The sequence below is a fragment of the Agromyces tropicus genome, assembly GCF_039531345.1.
Taxonomy (GTDB): Bacteria; Actinomycetota; Actinomycetes; order Actinomycetales; family Microbacteriaceae; genus Agromyces; species Agromyces tropicus.
In genome coordinates this window covers 189652-203360 of record NZ_BAAAPW010000006.1, presented here as the reverse complement: position 1 = coordinate 203360, position 13709 = coordinate 189652, and the positions used below count along the sequence as shown (strand labels likewise).

The 13709-nt window shown below is 72.3% G+C and carries 12 protein-coding genes; 9 read left to right on the top strand and 3 right to left on the bottom strand.

The features are described from left to right. Positions 1–4: 4 nt before the first annotated feature. The 5 genes from ABD230_RS17145 (at position 5) to ABD230_RS17125 (ending at position 5962) form a co-directional block, all read left to right on the top strand. Positions 5–424, top strand: coding sequence for a hypothetical protein (locus tag ABD230_RS17145; protein WP_344377652.1), 420 nt, complete (start codon positions 5–7; stop codon positions 422–424). A 323-nt stretch (positions 425–747) separates the two neighbouring features. Continuing rightward, positions 748–2034, top strand: a complete 1287-nt coding sequence (locus ABD230_RS17140; protein WP_344377650.1) for an ABC transporter substrate-binding protein — start codon at positions 748–750, stop codon at positions 2032–2034. 94 nt (positions 2035–2128) lie between these two features. Then, on the top strand, positions 2129–4123 hold the full coding sequence (locus tag ABD230_RS17135; protein WP_344377647.1) for a beta-galactosidase: 1995 nt from the start codon (positions 2129–2131) through the stop codon (positions 4121–4123). A gap of 34 nt (positions 4124–4157) precedes the next feature. Next, positions 4158–4868 (top strand): ThuA domain-containing protein, encoded by a 711-nt coding sequence (locus ABD230_RS17130; RefSeq protein ID WP_344377643.1) that lies wholly within the window; start codon positions 4158–4160, stop codon positions 4866–4868. Between the two features lie 8 nt (positions 4869–4876). Then, on the top strand, positions 4877–5962 hold the full coding sequence (locus ABD230_RS17125) for a glycerate kinase (RefSeq protein ID WP_344377704.1): 1086 nt from the start codon (positions 4877–4879) through the stop codon (positions 5960–5962). Positions 5963–6014: 52 nt separating this feature from the next. Here ABD230_RS17125 and ABD230_RS17120 read toward each other — a convergent pair whose 3' ends face one another. The 3 genes from ABD230_RS17120 to xylA form a co-directional block, all read right to left on the bottom strand. After that, a complete protein-coding gene (locus ABD230_RS17120; protein WP_344377640.1) occupies positions 6015–6281 on the bottom strand; it encodes a hypothetical protein in 267 nt (88 codons plus the stop codon). 117 nt (positions 6282–6398) lie between these two features. Continuing rightward, on the bottom strand, positions 6399–7799 hold the full coding sequence (locus tag ABD230_RS17115; RefSeq protein ID WP_344377637.1) for a xylulokinase: 1401 nt from the start codon (positions 7797–7799) through the stop codon (positions 6399–6401). 16 nt (positions 7800–7815) lie between these two features. Further along, positions 7816–9006 (bottom strand): xylose isomerase, encoded by a 1191-nt coding sequence (gene xylA, locus ABD230_RS17110; RefSeq protein ID WP_344377634.1) that lies wholly within the window; start codon positions 9004–9006, stop codon positions 7816–7818. A gap of 185 nt (positions 9007–9191) precedes the next feature. Between xylA and ABD230_RS17105 the strand changes: the two genes are divergently transcribed. From ABD230_RS17105 to ABD230_RS17090, 4 genes are all read left to right on the top strand, one after another. Beyond that, positions 9192–10211: a LacI family DNA-binding transcriptional regulator gene (locus ABD230_RS17105; protein ID WP_344377630.1), complete on the top strand. Its 1020-nt coding sequence runs from the start codon at positions 9192–9194 to the stop codon at positions 10209–10211. 151 nt (positions 10212–10362) lie between these two features. Further along, positions 10363–11655, top strand: a complete 1293-nt coding sequence (locus ABD230_RS17100; protein WP_344377627.1) for an ABC transporter substrate-binding protein — start codon at positions 10363–10365, stop codon at positions 11653–11655. 107 nt (positions 11656–11762) lie between these two features. Continuing rightward, on the top strand, positions 11763–12782 hold the full coding sequence (locus ABD230_RS17095; protein ID WP_344377623.1) for a carbohydrate ABC transporter permease: 1020 nt from the start codon (positions 11763–11765) through the stop codon (positions 12780–12782). Then, positions 12779–13708 carry a carbohydrate ABC transporter permease gene (locus tag ABD230_RS17090; protein ID WP_344377619.1) on the top strand — a complete coding sequence of 310 codons (930 nt, stop codon included), beginning with the start codon at positions 12779–12781 and terminating at the stop codon, positions 13706–13708. Before ABD230_RS17095 ends, ABD230_RS17090 begins: the two co-directional genes overlap by 4 nt. Position 13709 lies beyond the last annotated feature (1 nt).

The following is a 13709-nucleotide window of genomic DNA, read 5'->3' as shown; positions in this document are numbered from 1 at the left end:
GGCCATGGCGACGTGGCGGAGGCTCGGGGCGATCGGCGGCACGACGATGGCGGCGGTCGCGCTCGCCGGGTGCTCGATGGCGGGGGTCGGCTTCTCCGACCTCGATCGCGCGGTCCGGGCGGGCGATGAGCTGCCGTCGTCGGCGCAGGCGACGCTGCAGGATTCGGTCGACCTGTCCTCCAGCCGCTACGTGGGGGAGGACGGCGACCTCCGGCTGTGGCTGGCCCGCGGCCTGACGCCCGACTCCGTGTGCCTCGTGATGGTCTCACTGAACGGCGAGGCCGGCTCGGGCTGCGGCGGGCCGGGCGGGGTCGCCGTCGGCGGCATGGGCATCGAGGGCGGGGCCGAGCTCGTGGTGCAGCCCGACGGCCTTCCGGTGCCCGCGGGCGCCGTCGTCATCTCGGAGAACGTGCACCGCATCTGACGGGCGCCCGCGCTGCGCGCAGTGCTGCGCGCGTCGCTGCGCGCGCGGGGCCCACCGACGCGCGCCGGGGCCGCCGACGCGCGCCGGGCCCGCCGACGGGCGCCGGGACATCCGTTCGGGAGGAAGTTCCGGCGGTCCGACGGTGTGTCGGCCCGCCCGGGACGGCGTGTCGGCACGGAGTTCCTCCCGAACGGATGTCGCGGGGTGCGGCCGCGGCCACGCGACGTGAGCCGGGGTCTTGACCCATGAATCGTTCCACGCTACAGTGCGGGGAAGCGCTTTCCCAGAAGCGCCACCCAACCCCCACAGCACGGAGGACGACGATGTTCACGAGGACCAGCCGGCGGCACTGGCTCGCCGCCGCGGCGATGACGGGGGCTGCGGCCCTCGCCCTGACCGGTTGCGCGGGCGGCGACGCCGGCGGCGAGTACGACCCCGACGAGGAGGTGACGCTGAACTTCACCTGGTGGGGCAACGACGACCGGGCCGATCGCTACCAGCAGCTGATCGACGCGTTCGAGGAGGAGCACCCGAACATCACGATCGACGGCACCTTCACCGACTTCCCCTCGTACTGGGAGAAGCGCAAGACCGAGGCGGCCGGCGGCGGCCTGCCCGACGTCTGGCAGTTCAGCGACTCCTACCTCCGCGAGTACGCCGAGCCGGGCCTCCTGCTCGACCTCGACACGGTCGCCGAGTACATCGACTTCGACGCGTTCGAGGACTCGCTGAAGCAGACCGGCCAGCTGGAGGGCACCCAGTACTCGCTCCCCACCGGCTACAGCTCGTGGGCCGTGTTCCTGAACGACGGCCTGCTCGAGGAGGCCGGTGTCGAGCCCTACGAGGGCGGCACGACCTACGACGAGTACACCGAGTGGATGGCCGAGGTCACCGAGGCCACAGGCGGCGAGGTCTACGGCGGCACCGACATGACCCAGCGCATCCAGACGTTCGAGAACGTGCTGCGCGCCGAGGGCGACAACCTTTACACCGAGGACGGCGAACTCGGCTTCACCGAGGACCAGCTGCGCGACTTCTGGAACTCGGGCGCCGAGGCGCGCGACGGCGTCGCGATCCCGCAGCAGCAGCTCGAGGAGATCGCCCCGATCTCCGGCTTCGGCTCGAACCGGACGGCGAGCGAGGCGAGCTGGAGCAACTTCCTCGGCGGCTACCTGGCCGACTCCGGCGCCGAGTCCGTGACCCTCGTGGCCCCGCCGCTCGACGTGCCCGGCGGCACGGACCTCTACCGCCAGGCCGGCCTCCAGATGGCGATCTCGGCCGACACCGATCACCCCGAGGCGGCCGCGATGTGGCTCGACTTCGTGGTCAACAGCGAGCAGGCCGGCGAGATCTTCGGCACGACGCTCGGCTTCCCGGCCTCCGAGACCAAGCTCGCCGGCACGACCCTCGAGGGCGTCGACGCGCAGGTGGCCGAGTACCTCGAATCGGTCTCGGACCGCATCGGCGACGCCCCGCCCGTCCCGGTCGTCGGCTACGGCTCGCTCGAGCAGACCTTCTGGGACCTCGGCAAGTCGATCGGCCTCGGCGCGATCTCGGTCGACGACGCGGTGAGCCAGTTCTTCAGCGAGGCGCAGGTCATCCTCGGCTGACCCGATCCGGCCCACGTGGGCGCCGGTTCCCTCGCGGGAGCCGGCGCCCGCGCCATGATCGCACCGAGACCGCGACACCACGAGAGGACGATCCGTGCACTACGGCGCCGACTACAACCCCGAGCAGTGGCCGGAGGAGCTCTGGCCCGACGACGTGGCGCGCATGCGCGAGGCGGGCGTGACCATGGTCAGCCTCGGCATCTTCTCGTGGTCGCGGATCCAGCCGCGCGAGGGCGAGTTCGACTTCGGCTGGCTCGACCGCGTGATCGACCTGCTGCACGAGGGCGGCATCGCCGTCGACCTCGCCACGGCGACCGCGTCGCCGCCGCCGTGGGCGACGGCCGCCTACCCTGAGATGCTGCCGCAGGACGAGGACGGCGCCACGTACTGGCCGGGCAGCCGCCAGCAGTTCGCCCCGTCGTCGCCGGTGTATCGACGGCTCGCGGCCGAGCTGGTCACGGCGCTCGCCGCGCGGTACGCACGGCACCCGGGCGTGGTCATGTGGCACGTGAACAACGAGTACGGATGCCACCTGAACGCCGACTACTCGGACGCCGCGCGCGACGCGTTCCGCCGCTGGCTCGCCGACCGCTACGGCGACGTGCGGGCGCTCAACGAGGCGTGGGGCACCGACTTCTGGTCGCAGCGCTACCAGTCGTTCGACGAGGTGTTCCCGCCGCGCAAGGCGCCGTACTCGCGGAACCCGGGCCAGGAGCTCGACTTCCGCCGGTTCACGAGCGACATGCTCCTCGAGTGCTACCTGATGGAGCGCGCGATCATCCGCGCCGCCGGCGGCACGCAGCCGATCACGACCAACTTCATGGGCGCCTTCAAGCCGGCCGACTACGCGCGGTGGGCCGAGCACATGGACGTCATCAGCGACGACTGCTATCCCGACCCGAACGACCCGGAGTCGTTCCGTGCGGCGGCGTTCCAGCGCGACCTCGTGCGATCGCTGAAGCCCGAGGTGCCGTGGCTGCTCATGGAGCAGTCGACGAACGCGCTGAACTGGCGCCCGTGGAACGCGCCGAAGGCGCCGGGGCAGATGGCCGCGCTCAGCGCGCAGGCGATCGGGCGCGGCGCCGACGGCATCCTCTTCTTCCAGTGGCGCCAGTCCCGGGCGGGTGCGGAGAAGTTCCACTCGGCGATGCTCCCGCACGCCGGGACCGGGACCCGGACCTGGCGCGAGGCGGTGGCGCTCGGCGCGACGCTCTCGGCGCTGCCTGAGCTGCCCGCGGGCGCCCGCGATGCGCGGGTCGCGCTCGTGTTCGACTGGGAGAGCTGGTGGGCCGTGGAGGCCTCCGACCATCCGCAGAACGCACTCGACTACGTCGCCGTGGTCCAGCGCTGGCACCGCGCACTGCACCGCCGGCACGTCCAGGTCGACGTCGTCCCGGCGTCCCGGGTCGGCGAGGGGTACGACCTCGTCATCGCGCCGGCGCTGTACCTGGTGCGCGAGGCGGATGCCGCGGCGCTGACCGCGTTCGTCGAGGGCGGGGGTCACCTGCTGGCGGGGCCGTTCACCGACGTGGTGGACGAACTCGACCGCTTCCGCGACGGCGGGTTCGCGACGCAGCTCGGACCACTCTGCGGGATCCGCATCGAGGACTTCGGCGCCCTGGTGCCGACCGATGCCGCCCCCGACGTGCCGGGCGAGCGCACGGCGCCGTTCGCCGGCGATGCGGGCCTCGCGGGCACCGGCACCCTGCTCGCCGAGGAGATCCACGTGACGGGCGACGCGCGCGTGGAGGCCGCCTTCGCCGACGGGCGGCGCGCCGGCGACCCCGCGCTCACGGTCCGGGGCGTCGGCGAGCTCGGCGGCACCGCCCGGTACCTCGCGACGATCCCCGACGAGGCCGGAACGCAGGCCGTCGTCGACCGACTCCTCGCGACGACCGGGGTGGAGCCGGTCGTCGCGGGGCTGCCCGAGCACGTCGAGGCGGCGCGGCGCGGCTCGCTGCTCACGCTCGTCAACCACGACGGGCCGGTCGTGGAGGTCGAGGTCGCCGGCACCGACGCCGTCACGGGCGAGCGGATCGGGCGCGTGCGGCTCGACGCGTTCGACTGGGCCATGGTGGTCGCCGACTGACGGTCGTACGATGCAGCCGACCGAGGAGGTTCCGATGCGTGCCATCATCCTGAGCGGGGCCGGGCGGTACGCCGACCCGTGGCATCCGTACGCCGAGACGAGCGCCCGATTGGCCGAGATCGTGGCGGAGGCGGGGTTCGACGTCGAGGTCCGCGAGGACGTGGATGCCGCGCTCGCCGCGCTCGACGACGACGTCACGCTGCTCGTCGTCAACGCGGGGGACCCGGACCGCTCGAGCGAGGACGGGTCGCCGCTCCCGGCCGACGCCCCCGCGTCCGCGGTGGACGACGGCCCGCTCGAAGCGGCGCTCGAGCGCGGCATCAGCATCCTCGCGGTGCATGCGGCCGCCTCGAGCCTGCGCGACGTCGACGCGTTCGACCGCGCGATCGGCGGCCGATGGGAGTGGGACCTGTCGTGGCATCCGCCCCTCGGCGAGGCGCACGTGCACCTGGTCGGCAACCACGCCGTCCGCGAGGGACTCGACGACTTCACGCTCGAGGACGAGCGCTACAGCTCGCTGCAGCTGCACGACGTCATCGAGCCGATCGCGGAGCACGAGGAGGACGGCATCCGGCATCCGCTGGTCTGGGCCCGTGAGATCGGGCCGTCGCGTCTCGTCTACGACGCCCTCGGCCACGACACCCGGTCGTACGACTCGCCGGGTCACCGGGCGCTGCTCGCGAACGCGCTCGACTGGCTGCGCCGCGTGCCGGCGCCCACGGCGGCGACGGTGGCCGGCGCGTGAGCGGTCGGGTGGTGTTGGCGCCGGATTCGTTCAAGGGGACGGTGTCGGCGGCGGGTGCGGCGGCGGCGTTGGCGCGGGGGTGGGTGTCGGTGCGGCCGGGGGACGAGGTGGTGCTGCGGCCGATGGCGGATGGCGGTGAGGGCACGTTGGAGGCGTTCGCGTCGGCGGTGCCGGGGGCGGTGAAGGTGCCGGTCGCGGTGACCGGTCCGGACGACCGGCCGGTGGACGCGGTGTGGCTGCGGTTGCCGGGCGGGGTCGGGTTGGTGGAGTTGGCGGCCACGTCGGGGATCACCCTGTTGGATCCGTTGCGGCCGATGCGGGCGCACACGGTCGGGTTCGGGGAGGCGATCGCCGCGGCCCTGGACGCGGGCGCCACCCGGCTGCTGCTCGCGATCGGGGGCAGTTGCTCGACCGATGGCGGGATCGGCGCGTTGAGTGCGCTGGGGGCCGTGTTCGCGGACGCGGCGGGGCGGCCGGTGCCGTCCGGGGCGGACGGGGTCGGGGTGGTGGATCGGGTCGACCTGTCCGGGTTGCGGTCGGTGCCGTCCGGTGGGGCGGAGATCCTCAGCGACGTGTCGAACCCGTTGACCGGGCCGTTCGGGGCGGCGTCGATCTTCGCCCCGCAGAAGGGCGCCACCGCGGGCATGGTGGAGGCCATGGACGCGGGCCTGGGCCGGTACGCTCGCCTGCTGCCGGACGGGGAGGTGCTCGCGGAGGCGCATGGTGCGGGCGCGGCCGGCGGGACCGGGTTCGGGCTGCTGGCGTGGGGGGCGCGGATGTCGGGCGGTGCCGGTGCGGTCGCGGACGCGATCGGCCTGGATGCCGCGCTGGCCGGTGCGGACCTCGTGGTCACGGGTGAGGGCCGGTTCGACGGGCAGTCCGCGGCGGGCAAGGTGCCCACCGAGGTCGCCGCCCGCGCCCGTGCGGCCGGGGTGCCGGTCGCACTCGTCGCGGGCCGGATCGACGCGGACCCGTCCGGGTTCGCCGCCTCGGTCTCGCTCACCGACCTCGCCGGCAGCCCGGATCAGGCGATGACCGACCCCGTCCACTGGCTCGAGACCGCCGGCGCCCACCTCGCACGCAGGCAGGCCTGACGGGCACCGGACCCGTACGCCGGTCCGGTGGCCATCGCGTCGGGCGACGCGGTCAGGTGCGGTGCGGACCCGGGTGCGGCTTCGGCCGGCTCTCGTCGGTACGCGTGTAGTCCCCGTGCTCCTCGGAGGCCTCGTGCACCTCGGGGTGCTCCTCCGTCGAGGTGTAGTCGCCGACCACCGATTCGTCCTCTTCGACGCCGTTCGTGCGTGTGTACTCGCCCTCGACGGTCCGCTTCCGCGGCGCTTGGCCCTCGACCTCGGTGTAGGTGCCCTCGACGTCGTCGGGCTCGTTCCCGCGAACCTCATCGGAATCGGACATCATCATCGATCCTCCTGCCTGTCGGCGGGGCGTCGTCGGACGGCGACGTCCACTCGCCATGCTACGCGCCGACGCCGACCGCCGCAGGGGCGACGGGCGCCCGGGTCTGCACGGCGGTCAGCCGGCGGCCTCGCGCGCCTCGGCGTACCGTCGTCGGATCTCCGGGCGCGTGTCGGTCGGCATCCGGGCGCCGGCGTCGATCGGCCACGTCGGTCGTCGCCCGGAGCGCACCCACGCGGCCTGCCGCGCGGCGCCGTCGGCGACGTACTCGCCGGGGGCCGGCACCACGACCGGGACGTCGAAGACCTGCGTCGCGGCCAACTGCACGGCCGGGTTCTGGGCGGCGCCGCCGATCAGGAGGATCCGCCGCGCCTCGACGCCCTGCGCGCGGACCGCGTCGAGCCCGTCGGCGAGCCCGCAGAGCAGGCCCTCCACGGCGGCCCGCGCGATCGACGGACGGGTCGTGTTCGCGAGCGTGAGGCCGGAGAACGACGCGGTCGCCTCGGGGAGGTTCGGCGTGCGCTCGCCCTCGAAGTAGGGCACGAGCACGGCGCCGGACGCGCCCGGCTCGGCCTCGAGCGCGAGGCGCCCGAGCTCGGCGTGGTCGACGCCGAGCAGCCCGGCGGTCGCGTCGAGCACGCGGGCGGCGTTCAGGGTCGCGATGAGCGGGAGGAAGCGCCCCGTCGCGTCGGCGAAGCCGGCGACCGTGCCCGACGGGTCGGCGACGGGGGAGTCGGTCACGGCGAACACGGTGCCGCTCGTGCCGATCGAGACCACGACGTCGCCGGGCGCCGCGTCGAGGCCCAGTGCCGCCCCCGCGTTGTCGCCCGCGCCGGGGCCGACGAGGATGCCGTCGGGGGTGCGGCCCGCGGCCTCCCCCGGGCCGAGCACGCGTGGCAGGACGGCGTCGTGTCCGAGCGCGCGGACCAGGAGGTCGCGGTCGTAGCCGTCGGCGCCCCAGTACGCGGTGCCGCTCGCATCGGAGCGGTCGGTCGTGAGCTCCTCGAGCACCGGGCCGAGCGGCGACTCGCCGGCCGGTCCGTACCCGCGGAGCCGCCAGGTCAGCCAGTCGTGCGGGAGGGCGACCGCGGCGACGCGGGCCGCGTGCTCGGTCTCGGCGTCGCGCAGCCAGCGCAGCTTCGTCGCGGTGAACGAGGCCACCGGCACGACCCCGGTGCGTCGGGAGTAGGCCTCGGCGCCGACCTCGTCGATCAGGTCGCGCGCGGCCTGCGCGGACCGGGTGTCGTTCCAGAGCAGGGCGTCGCGGATGACGCGGCCGTCGGCGTCGAGGGCGACCATGCCGTGCTGCTGGCCGGCGATCGAGATCGCCTCGACGCCGTCGAACCCGCCCGCATCCGCGAACGCCGTGAGCAGTGCGCCCCACCACGCGGCGGGGTCCACCTCGGTGCCGTCGGGGTGCGACGCGCGACCGGAGCGCACGAGCGCCCCGGTCGCGGCGTCCCGGATCACGACCTTGCACGACTGCGTCGACGAGTCGACGCCGGCGACGAGCGTCATCGCGTTCCGCCGACGCTCAGCGCGCGCCGAGCAGGTGCTCGGTGGCCAGCTGCTGCAGCCGCACGAAGCCGAAGCCCTTGCCGCCGAGGTAGGCCGACGCGTCGAACTCCTCGAACGCCGAGCGGTCGGCGAGCAGGTCGTCGACGCTCTCGCCGTCGCCGAGCGTCGGCTGCGCGAGCTCGGTGACCTTCGCGGCCTCGAGCGCCTCCTGCACCTCGGGGTCGGCGCGGAACGCGGCGGCGCGCTCCTTGAGCAGCAGGTAGGTGCGCATGTTCGCGGCGGCCGAGTCCCAGACGCCCGTCTCGTCCTCGGTGCGGCTCGGCTTGTAGTCGAAGTGGCGCGGGCCGGTGTAGGCCGGGCCGCCGTTCGGCCCGCCGAACTCGAGCAGGTCGACGAGCGCGAAGGCGTTGTGGAGGTCGCCGTGGCCGAACACGAGGTCCTGGTCGTACTTGATGCCGCGCTGGCCGTTGAGGTCGATGTGGAAGAGCTTGTCGTGGTACAGCGCCTGGGCGATGCCGGCGGCGAAGTTGAGGCCCGCCATCTGCTCGTGGCCGACCTCCGGGTTGAGGCCGACGAGCTCGGGGCGCTCGAGGGAGTCGATGAACGCGAGCGCGTGGCCGACCGTCGGCAGCAGGATGTCGCCGCGGGGTTCGTTGGGCTTCGGCTCGATCGCGAAGCGGAGGCCGTAGCCGTGGTCGGTCACGTAGTCGCCGAGCAGGTTCACGGCCTCGCGGTAGCGTTCGAGGGCGCTGCGGATGTCCTTGGCCGAGTCGTACTCGGCGCCCTCGCGGCCGCCCCACATGACGAACGTCTTCGCGCCGAGTTCCGCGGCGAGGTCGAGGTTCCGCAGCACCTTGCGGAGGGCGAAGCGGCGCACGCTGCGGTCGTTCGAGGTGAAGCCGCCGTCCTTGAAGACCGGGGCCGAGAACAGGTTCGTGGTCACCATGGGCACGATGAGGCCGGTGTCGGCGAGCGCGCCCTTCAGGCGGTCGATCTGGGTCTGGCGCTCGGCGTCGGAGGAGCCGAACGCGAACAGGTCGTCGTCGTGGAAGGTGAGGCCATAGGCGCCGAGCTCCGAGAGCTTCTCGACGACGTGCACGACGTCGAGCGCGTTGCGGGTCGGCCCGCCGAACGGGTCGGTGCCGTTGTAGCCGACGGTCCAGAGGCCGAAGGAGAACTTGTCGTCGCGAGTGGGCGCGCTGGCCATGGGGATCCGCCTTTCAGCGTCATCGATGATTTGTTGGCAGTAGAAACATAACCCGTGGAGCGCTCGGCGGCAAGCCGAGGCGTGCCATTTGTTCGCAATTTCCACAAAAGACTTGCGAAACGCTTCGACGACTGCATAGAGTCACGTCCCAGTTCAATCGAAGCGTTTCGGACGATGGAGTCGACATGGCGAAGATCCACGAGGTGGCCAAGGCCGCCGGCGTGAGCATCAGCACCGTGTCGTACGCCCTGAGCGGCAAGCGTCCCATCGCCCCGGACACGCGGCGGCGGATCGAGGAGGCGGCCCGCGAGCTCGACTACCGGCCGAACGCCGGTGCTCGGATGCTTGCGGGGCGGCGCACCCAGATCTTCGCGCTGACCGAGCCGTTCCGCGCCGACACCCACGCGCCGGCCCACATGGCGTTCGTGCTGGCCACCTCGATCGCGGCGCGCCGCTACGAGTACGACGTGCTGCTGCTCACCGAGGAGGAGGCGTCGGCGGGCATGCGCCGGGTCGCCTCGAGCGGACTGGCCGACGCGGTGCTCGTGCTCGACGTCGCCCCCGACGACGAGCGCGTCGCGCTCGCCCGGCGCATCAGCGTGCCGACGGTCTTCATCGGCGTGCCCGACGACCACGAGGGCCTCGTGTGCGTCGACCTCGACTTCGAGGCCGCCGCCGCGCTCGCGGTCGACGGGCTCGCGGAGCTCGGACACCGCTCGCTCGGCTTCATCGGGCACCCGCCCGCCGCCTACGAGCGTTCGAACTTCCCGCCGCGCGTGCGCCGCGGGTTCGAGCAGCGCGCCGACTCGTTCGGACTCGAGCGGGCCGTCGTGCTCCCCGAGGCCGACGGGCCGCGTCGCACCGGCGTGCGACAGGCCGTCCGCGACCTCGTCGAGGGCGGCGCCACCGCCCTCGTGCTGCACTGCGACGACGGCGCGCACGCCGTCGCGCTCGACGAGCTCGCGGCGCTCGACCGCCGCGTGCCCGAGGACGTGTCGGTCGTCTCCGTCGGAGCGACCTTCGACACGACCGCCTTCGTCCCGCCGATCGACTCCGTCCCGCTCGTCCCGAGCGCGTCGTGCGAGCTCGCCGTCGAGCTCGCGATGCGCCTGGTCGACGGCGAGCCGGTCGAGGCGGGCGTCCGCCTGATCGCCCCGACGTCCGTGCCCCACGGCTCGTCCGCCCCACCGCCGCCGGCGAGCTGATCGCCGGGATCCCACTGCCGGGGTATCCGTTCGCATCGAATCGAAGCGCTTCGACGATCCGGAGCCCGTACCGGCAACCGCCACCACGACCAGACCCGACACCCCCACCGCACCATCCACCCCCGCACCACCCACACCAGGAGAGGGAGCAATGAAGCACACCAGGATCCTCACGGCCGCCGCCACGGTCGCGGCCGCCGCGCTCGCCCTGAGCGGCTGCGCCGCCGGCGACTCCGGCGGCGACGAGAACGTCCTCCGCCTCTGGCACTACGAGGGCGCCGACTCGGCCATGGGCATCGCCTGGGCCGAGGCCATCAAGGTCTTCGAGGAGGAGACCGGCGCCACCGTGGAGTTCGAGGAGAAGAGCTTCGAGCAGATCCGCTCGACGGCCAGCCAGGTCCTCAACTCCGACGAGGCACCCGACCTGCTCGAGTACAACAAGGGCAACGCGACCGCGGGCCTCCTCTCGAGCGAGGGCCTGCTCACGCCCCTCGACGACGTCGTCGACGAGTACGGCTGGGGCGACCTGCTCGCGCCGTCGCTGCAGACCACGGCGAAGTACGACGAGGACGGCATCATGGGCTCGGGCAGCTGGTACGGCGTGCCCAACTACGGCGAGTTCGTGCAGGTCTACTACAACAAGGACGCGTTCGCGGAGGCCGGCGTCGAGGTGCCGACCACGCTCGCCGAGTTCGAGGACGTGATGCAGGCCTTCGCCGACGCGGGCACGACGCCGCTCGCCGAGTCCGCCGCCGAGTACCCGCTCGGACAGCTCTGGTACCAGCTCGCCCTGACGCAGGGCGACCGGCAGTTCGTCGAGGACTACCAGCTCTACCAGCACCCCGTCGACTGGTCGGGCGACGAGATCTCGTACGCCACCGAGACCGTGAAGGACTGGGTCGATGCGGGCTACATCTCGACGGATGCCTCCGGCCTCAAGGCCGAGGACGCCGGCGTGAGCTTCATCAGCGGCGACGCCCCGATGTTCTACTCCGGGAGCTGGTGGTACGGGCGCTTCCAGAGCGAGATCACCGACTTCGACTGGGGCACGTTCCTCTTCCCGGCCGCCGACCTCTCGCCGGGCTCCGCGGGCAACATGTGGGTCGTCCCCGAGCGCGCGAAGAACAAGGAGCTCGCCTACGAGTTCATCGACATCACGATGCGGCCCGAGATCCAGGCCCTGCTCGGCAACAACGGCGGCGTGCCCGTCGCCGCCGACGAGGCCGACATCACCGACGAGAAGTCGCAGGAGCTCATCGCGAACTTCAACGCGCTGAACGACATGGACGGCATCTCGTTCTACCCCGACTGGCCCACGCCGACGTTCTACGACGAGCTCAACGCCGGGCTCCAGGAACTCGTGAACGGCACGAAGTCCCCGGTCGAGGTGCAGCAGCAGTTCGGCGAGCAGTACCAGTCGGGCGTCGACGACATCATCGGCTGACCGGCTCGGATGCCGCGGCGAGTGCGTGCGCCGCGGCATCCCCTCCGGGGCGGCCCGCCCGACGGGCCGCCCCACCCCGGATGCCCCATCCCGGAAGGACCTGCACCATGACCGCCCTCGACACCAGGGCCGCGACCGCCCTCGACGTCGCCCCGCCCGCCGACGGCCCGCGCGCCGCCCGGCGCGCCGCCCGCGACCGCGGACGACGTCCCGAGTCCGGCCTCATCCCCGGCGCCCGCCGCGGCACCTACTGGCTCTACCTCGTGCCCGGCCTCGCGCTGCTCGCGGTCATCGTGGTCGTCCCGCTCGTCTGGAACGTGTACCTGACGTTCACGGAGTATCGCGGCATCCGCCCGCCCGAGTGGATCGGACTCGACAACTGGGTCGAGCTCATGGGCGACCGCGTCTTCTGGACGAGCTTCGGCAACTCGATCGCGATGATCCTCGCGATGGTGATCGCGCCGACGATCCTCGGCCTGCTGCTCGCGGCGATGCTCTTCGACCTCATCGGGCGCAAGTTCGGCGGCCGGCTCGCGAGCTTCCTCCGCGCGACGTACTACCTGCCGCAGATCCTGCCGGCCGTGATCGCGGCGATCGTGATCGGCTGGATCCTCCGCCCGCAGAACGGCGCCCTCAACCAGGTGCTCGAGGCCGTCGGGCTCGGCGACCTCGCCCACAACTGGCTGGGCAGCCCCGACACGGCCCTGCCGAGCCTCATGGTCATCATGGTCTGGGTCCAGCTCGGCTACCCGATCGTCATCTTCATGGCCGCGCTGCAGCGGGTCGACCCGGAGCTCTACGAGGCCGCCGAGCTCGACGGGGCGAACTGGTTCCAGCGGTTCCGGGCGATCACGCTCGGCATGATCCGCCCGGAGATCTTCGTCGTCACCCTCACCTGCACGATCGCGGCGCTCAAGGTCTTCGGCCCGGTGTACGCGCTCACGGGCGGCGGCCCCGGCACCGCGACCATCGTGCCGGCGTACTACGCGTACAGCGAGTTCTTCCAGTCGCAGCAGGTCGGCTACGGCGCGACGATCGCGACCGCGCTCACCGTCGTCATCGCGGCCGTGAGCGTGGTGTTCATCCTGGCCCAGCACCGCATGGAGCGGAAGGAGGAGGAGCGATGAGCGCCCTCATCGAGGAACTCGACCCGGACCAGCGGACCGTCTCGGTCCCGGCGGTCGCCCCGGCACGCCGGCGTCGGCAGCGCGGCTCGGGCGCCGGCCCCACGCGACGCACCGCGGGCGACTGGGTCGTGCTCGTCGTCGCGATCGTGCTCGGCGTCTTCATCGCCGTGCCCTTCCTGCTGATCCTCGTCAACTCGTTCAAGTCGCCCGCGGACTACAACACGTCCGGTCCGCTGACGCTCCCCACGGAGCTGTACTTCGACGGCATCGTCGCGTTCTGGGAGCGGGTCGACTTCCCCGAGAAGCTCTGGAACAGCGTGTTCATCTCCGGCCTCGTCGCCGTGTTCGCGGTGCTCATCTCGATGTTCAACGCGTTCGCGCTCGGCATCGGCCGCGTGAAGGGCCGGCTCTGGATCGTCGTGCTCATCCTGCTGGCCAACATGCTGCCGCAGGAGGTGCTGCTCTACCCGCTGTACTTCATGTTCAAGCAGGTCGGCCTGTACGACAGCCAGTGGGCCGTGATCATCATCTTCACCGTCATCCAGTCGGCGTTCGGCACCTACCTGCTCGCCTCGGTGTACGGCACGTTCCCGAAGGAGCTGCTCGAGGCCGCGTCGCTCGACGGCGCGAGCCGCTGGCAGATCCTGTGGCGGGTGGTGTACCCGATCTCGCGGCCGACGTTGTCGGTGCTGGTCATCTTCTTCTTCATCTGGACGTGGAACGAGTTCCTGATCCCGCTCACCTTCCTCGTCTCGAACTCGACGCAGACGGTTCCCGTGGCGATCACGGTGCTCCAGGGCGACCGGCTGATGGACGTCACCACGACGAGCGCGTCGGCCCTGCTCGGCCTCATCCCGACGCTCGTCTTCTTCCTCATCTTCCAGCGCACCCTCACGCGCGGCATCACGGCAGGAGCGGTCAAGTAAC

Bases quoted from the DNA above. Each gene is read 5' to 3' on its own strand.
- ABD230_RS17145 (WP_344377652.1), top strand. From the start codon at position 5: ATGGCGACGTGGCGGAGGCTCGGGGCGATCGGCGGCACGACGATGGCG.
- ABD230_RS17140 (WP_344377650.1), top strand. From the start codon at position 748: ATGTTCACGAGGACCAGCCGGCGGCACTGGCTCGCCGCCGCGGCGATG.
- ABD230_RS17130 (WP_344377643.1), top strand. From the start codon at position 4,158: ATGCGTGCCATCATCCTGAGCGGGGCCGGGCGGTACGCCGACCCGTGG.
- ABD230_RS17120 (WP_344377640.1), bottom strand. From the start codon at position 6,281: ATGTCCGATTCCGATGAGGTTCGCGGGAACGAGCCCGACGACGTCGAG.
- ABD230_RS17115 (WP_344377637.1), bottom strand. From the start codon at position 7,799: ATGACGCTCGTCGCCGGCGTCGACTCGTCGACGCAGTCGTGCAAGGTC.
- xylA (WP_344377634.1), bottom strand. From the start codon at position 9,006: ATGGCCAGCGCGCCCACTCGCGACGACAAGTTCTCCTTCGGCCTCTGG.
- ABD230_RS17105 (WP_344377630.1), top strand. From the start codon at position 9,192: ATGGCGAAGATCCACGAGGTGGCCAAGGCCGCCGGCGTGAGCATCAGC.
- ABD230_RS17100 (WP_344377627.1), top strand. From the start codon at position 10,363: ATGAAGCACACCAGGATCCTCACGGCCGCCGCCACGGTCGCGGCCGCC.
- ABD230_RS17095 (WP_344377623.1), top strand. From the start codon at position 11,763: ATGACCGCCCTCGACACCAGGGCCGCGACCGCCCTCGACGTCGCCCCG.
- ABD230_RS17090 (WP_344377619.1), top strand. From the start codon at position 12,779: ATGAGCGCCCTCATCGAGGAACTCGACCCGGACCAGCGGACCGTCTCG.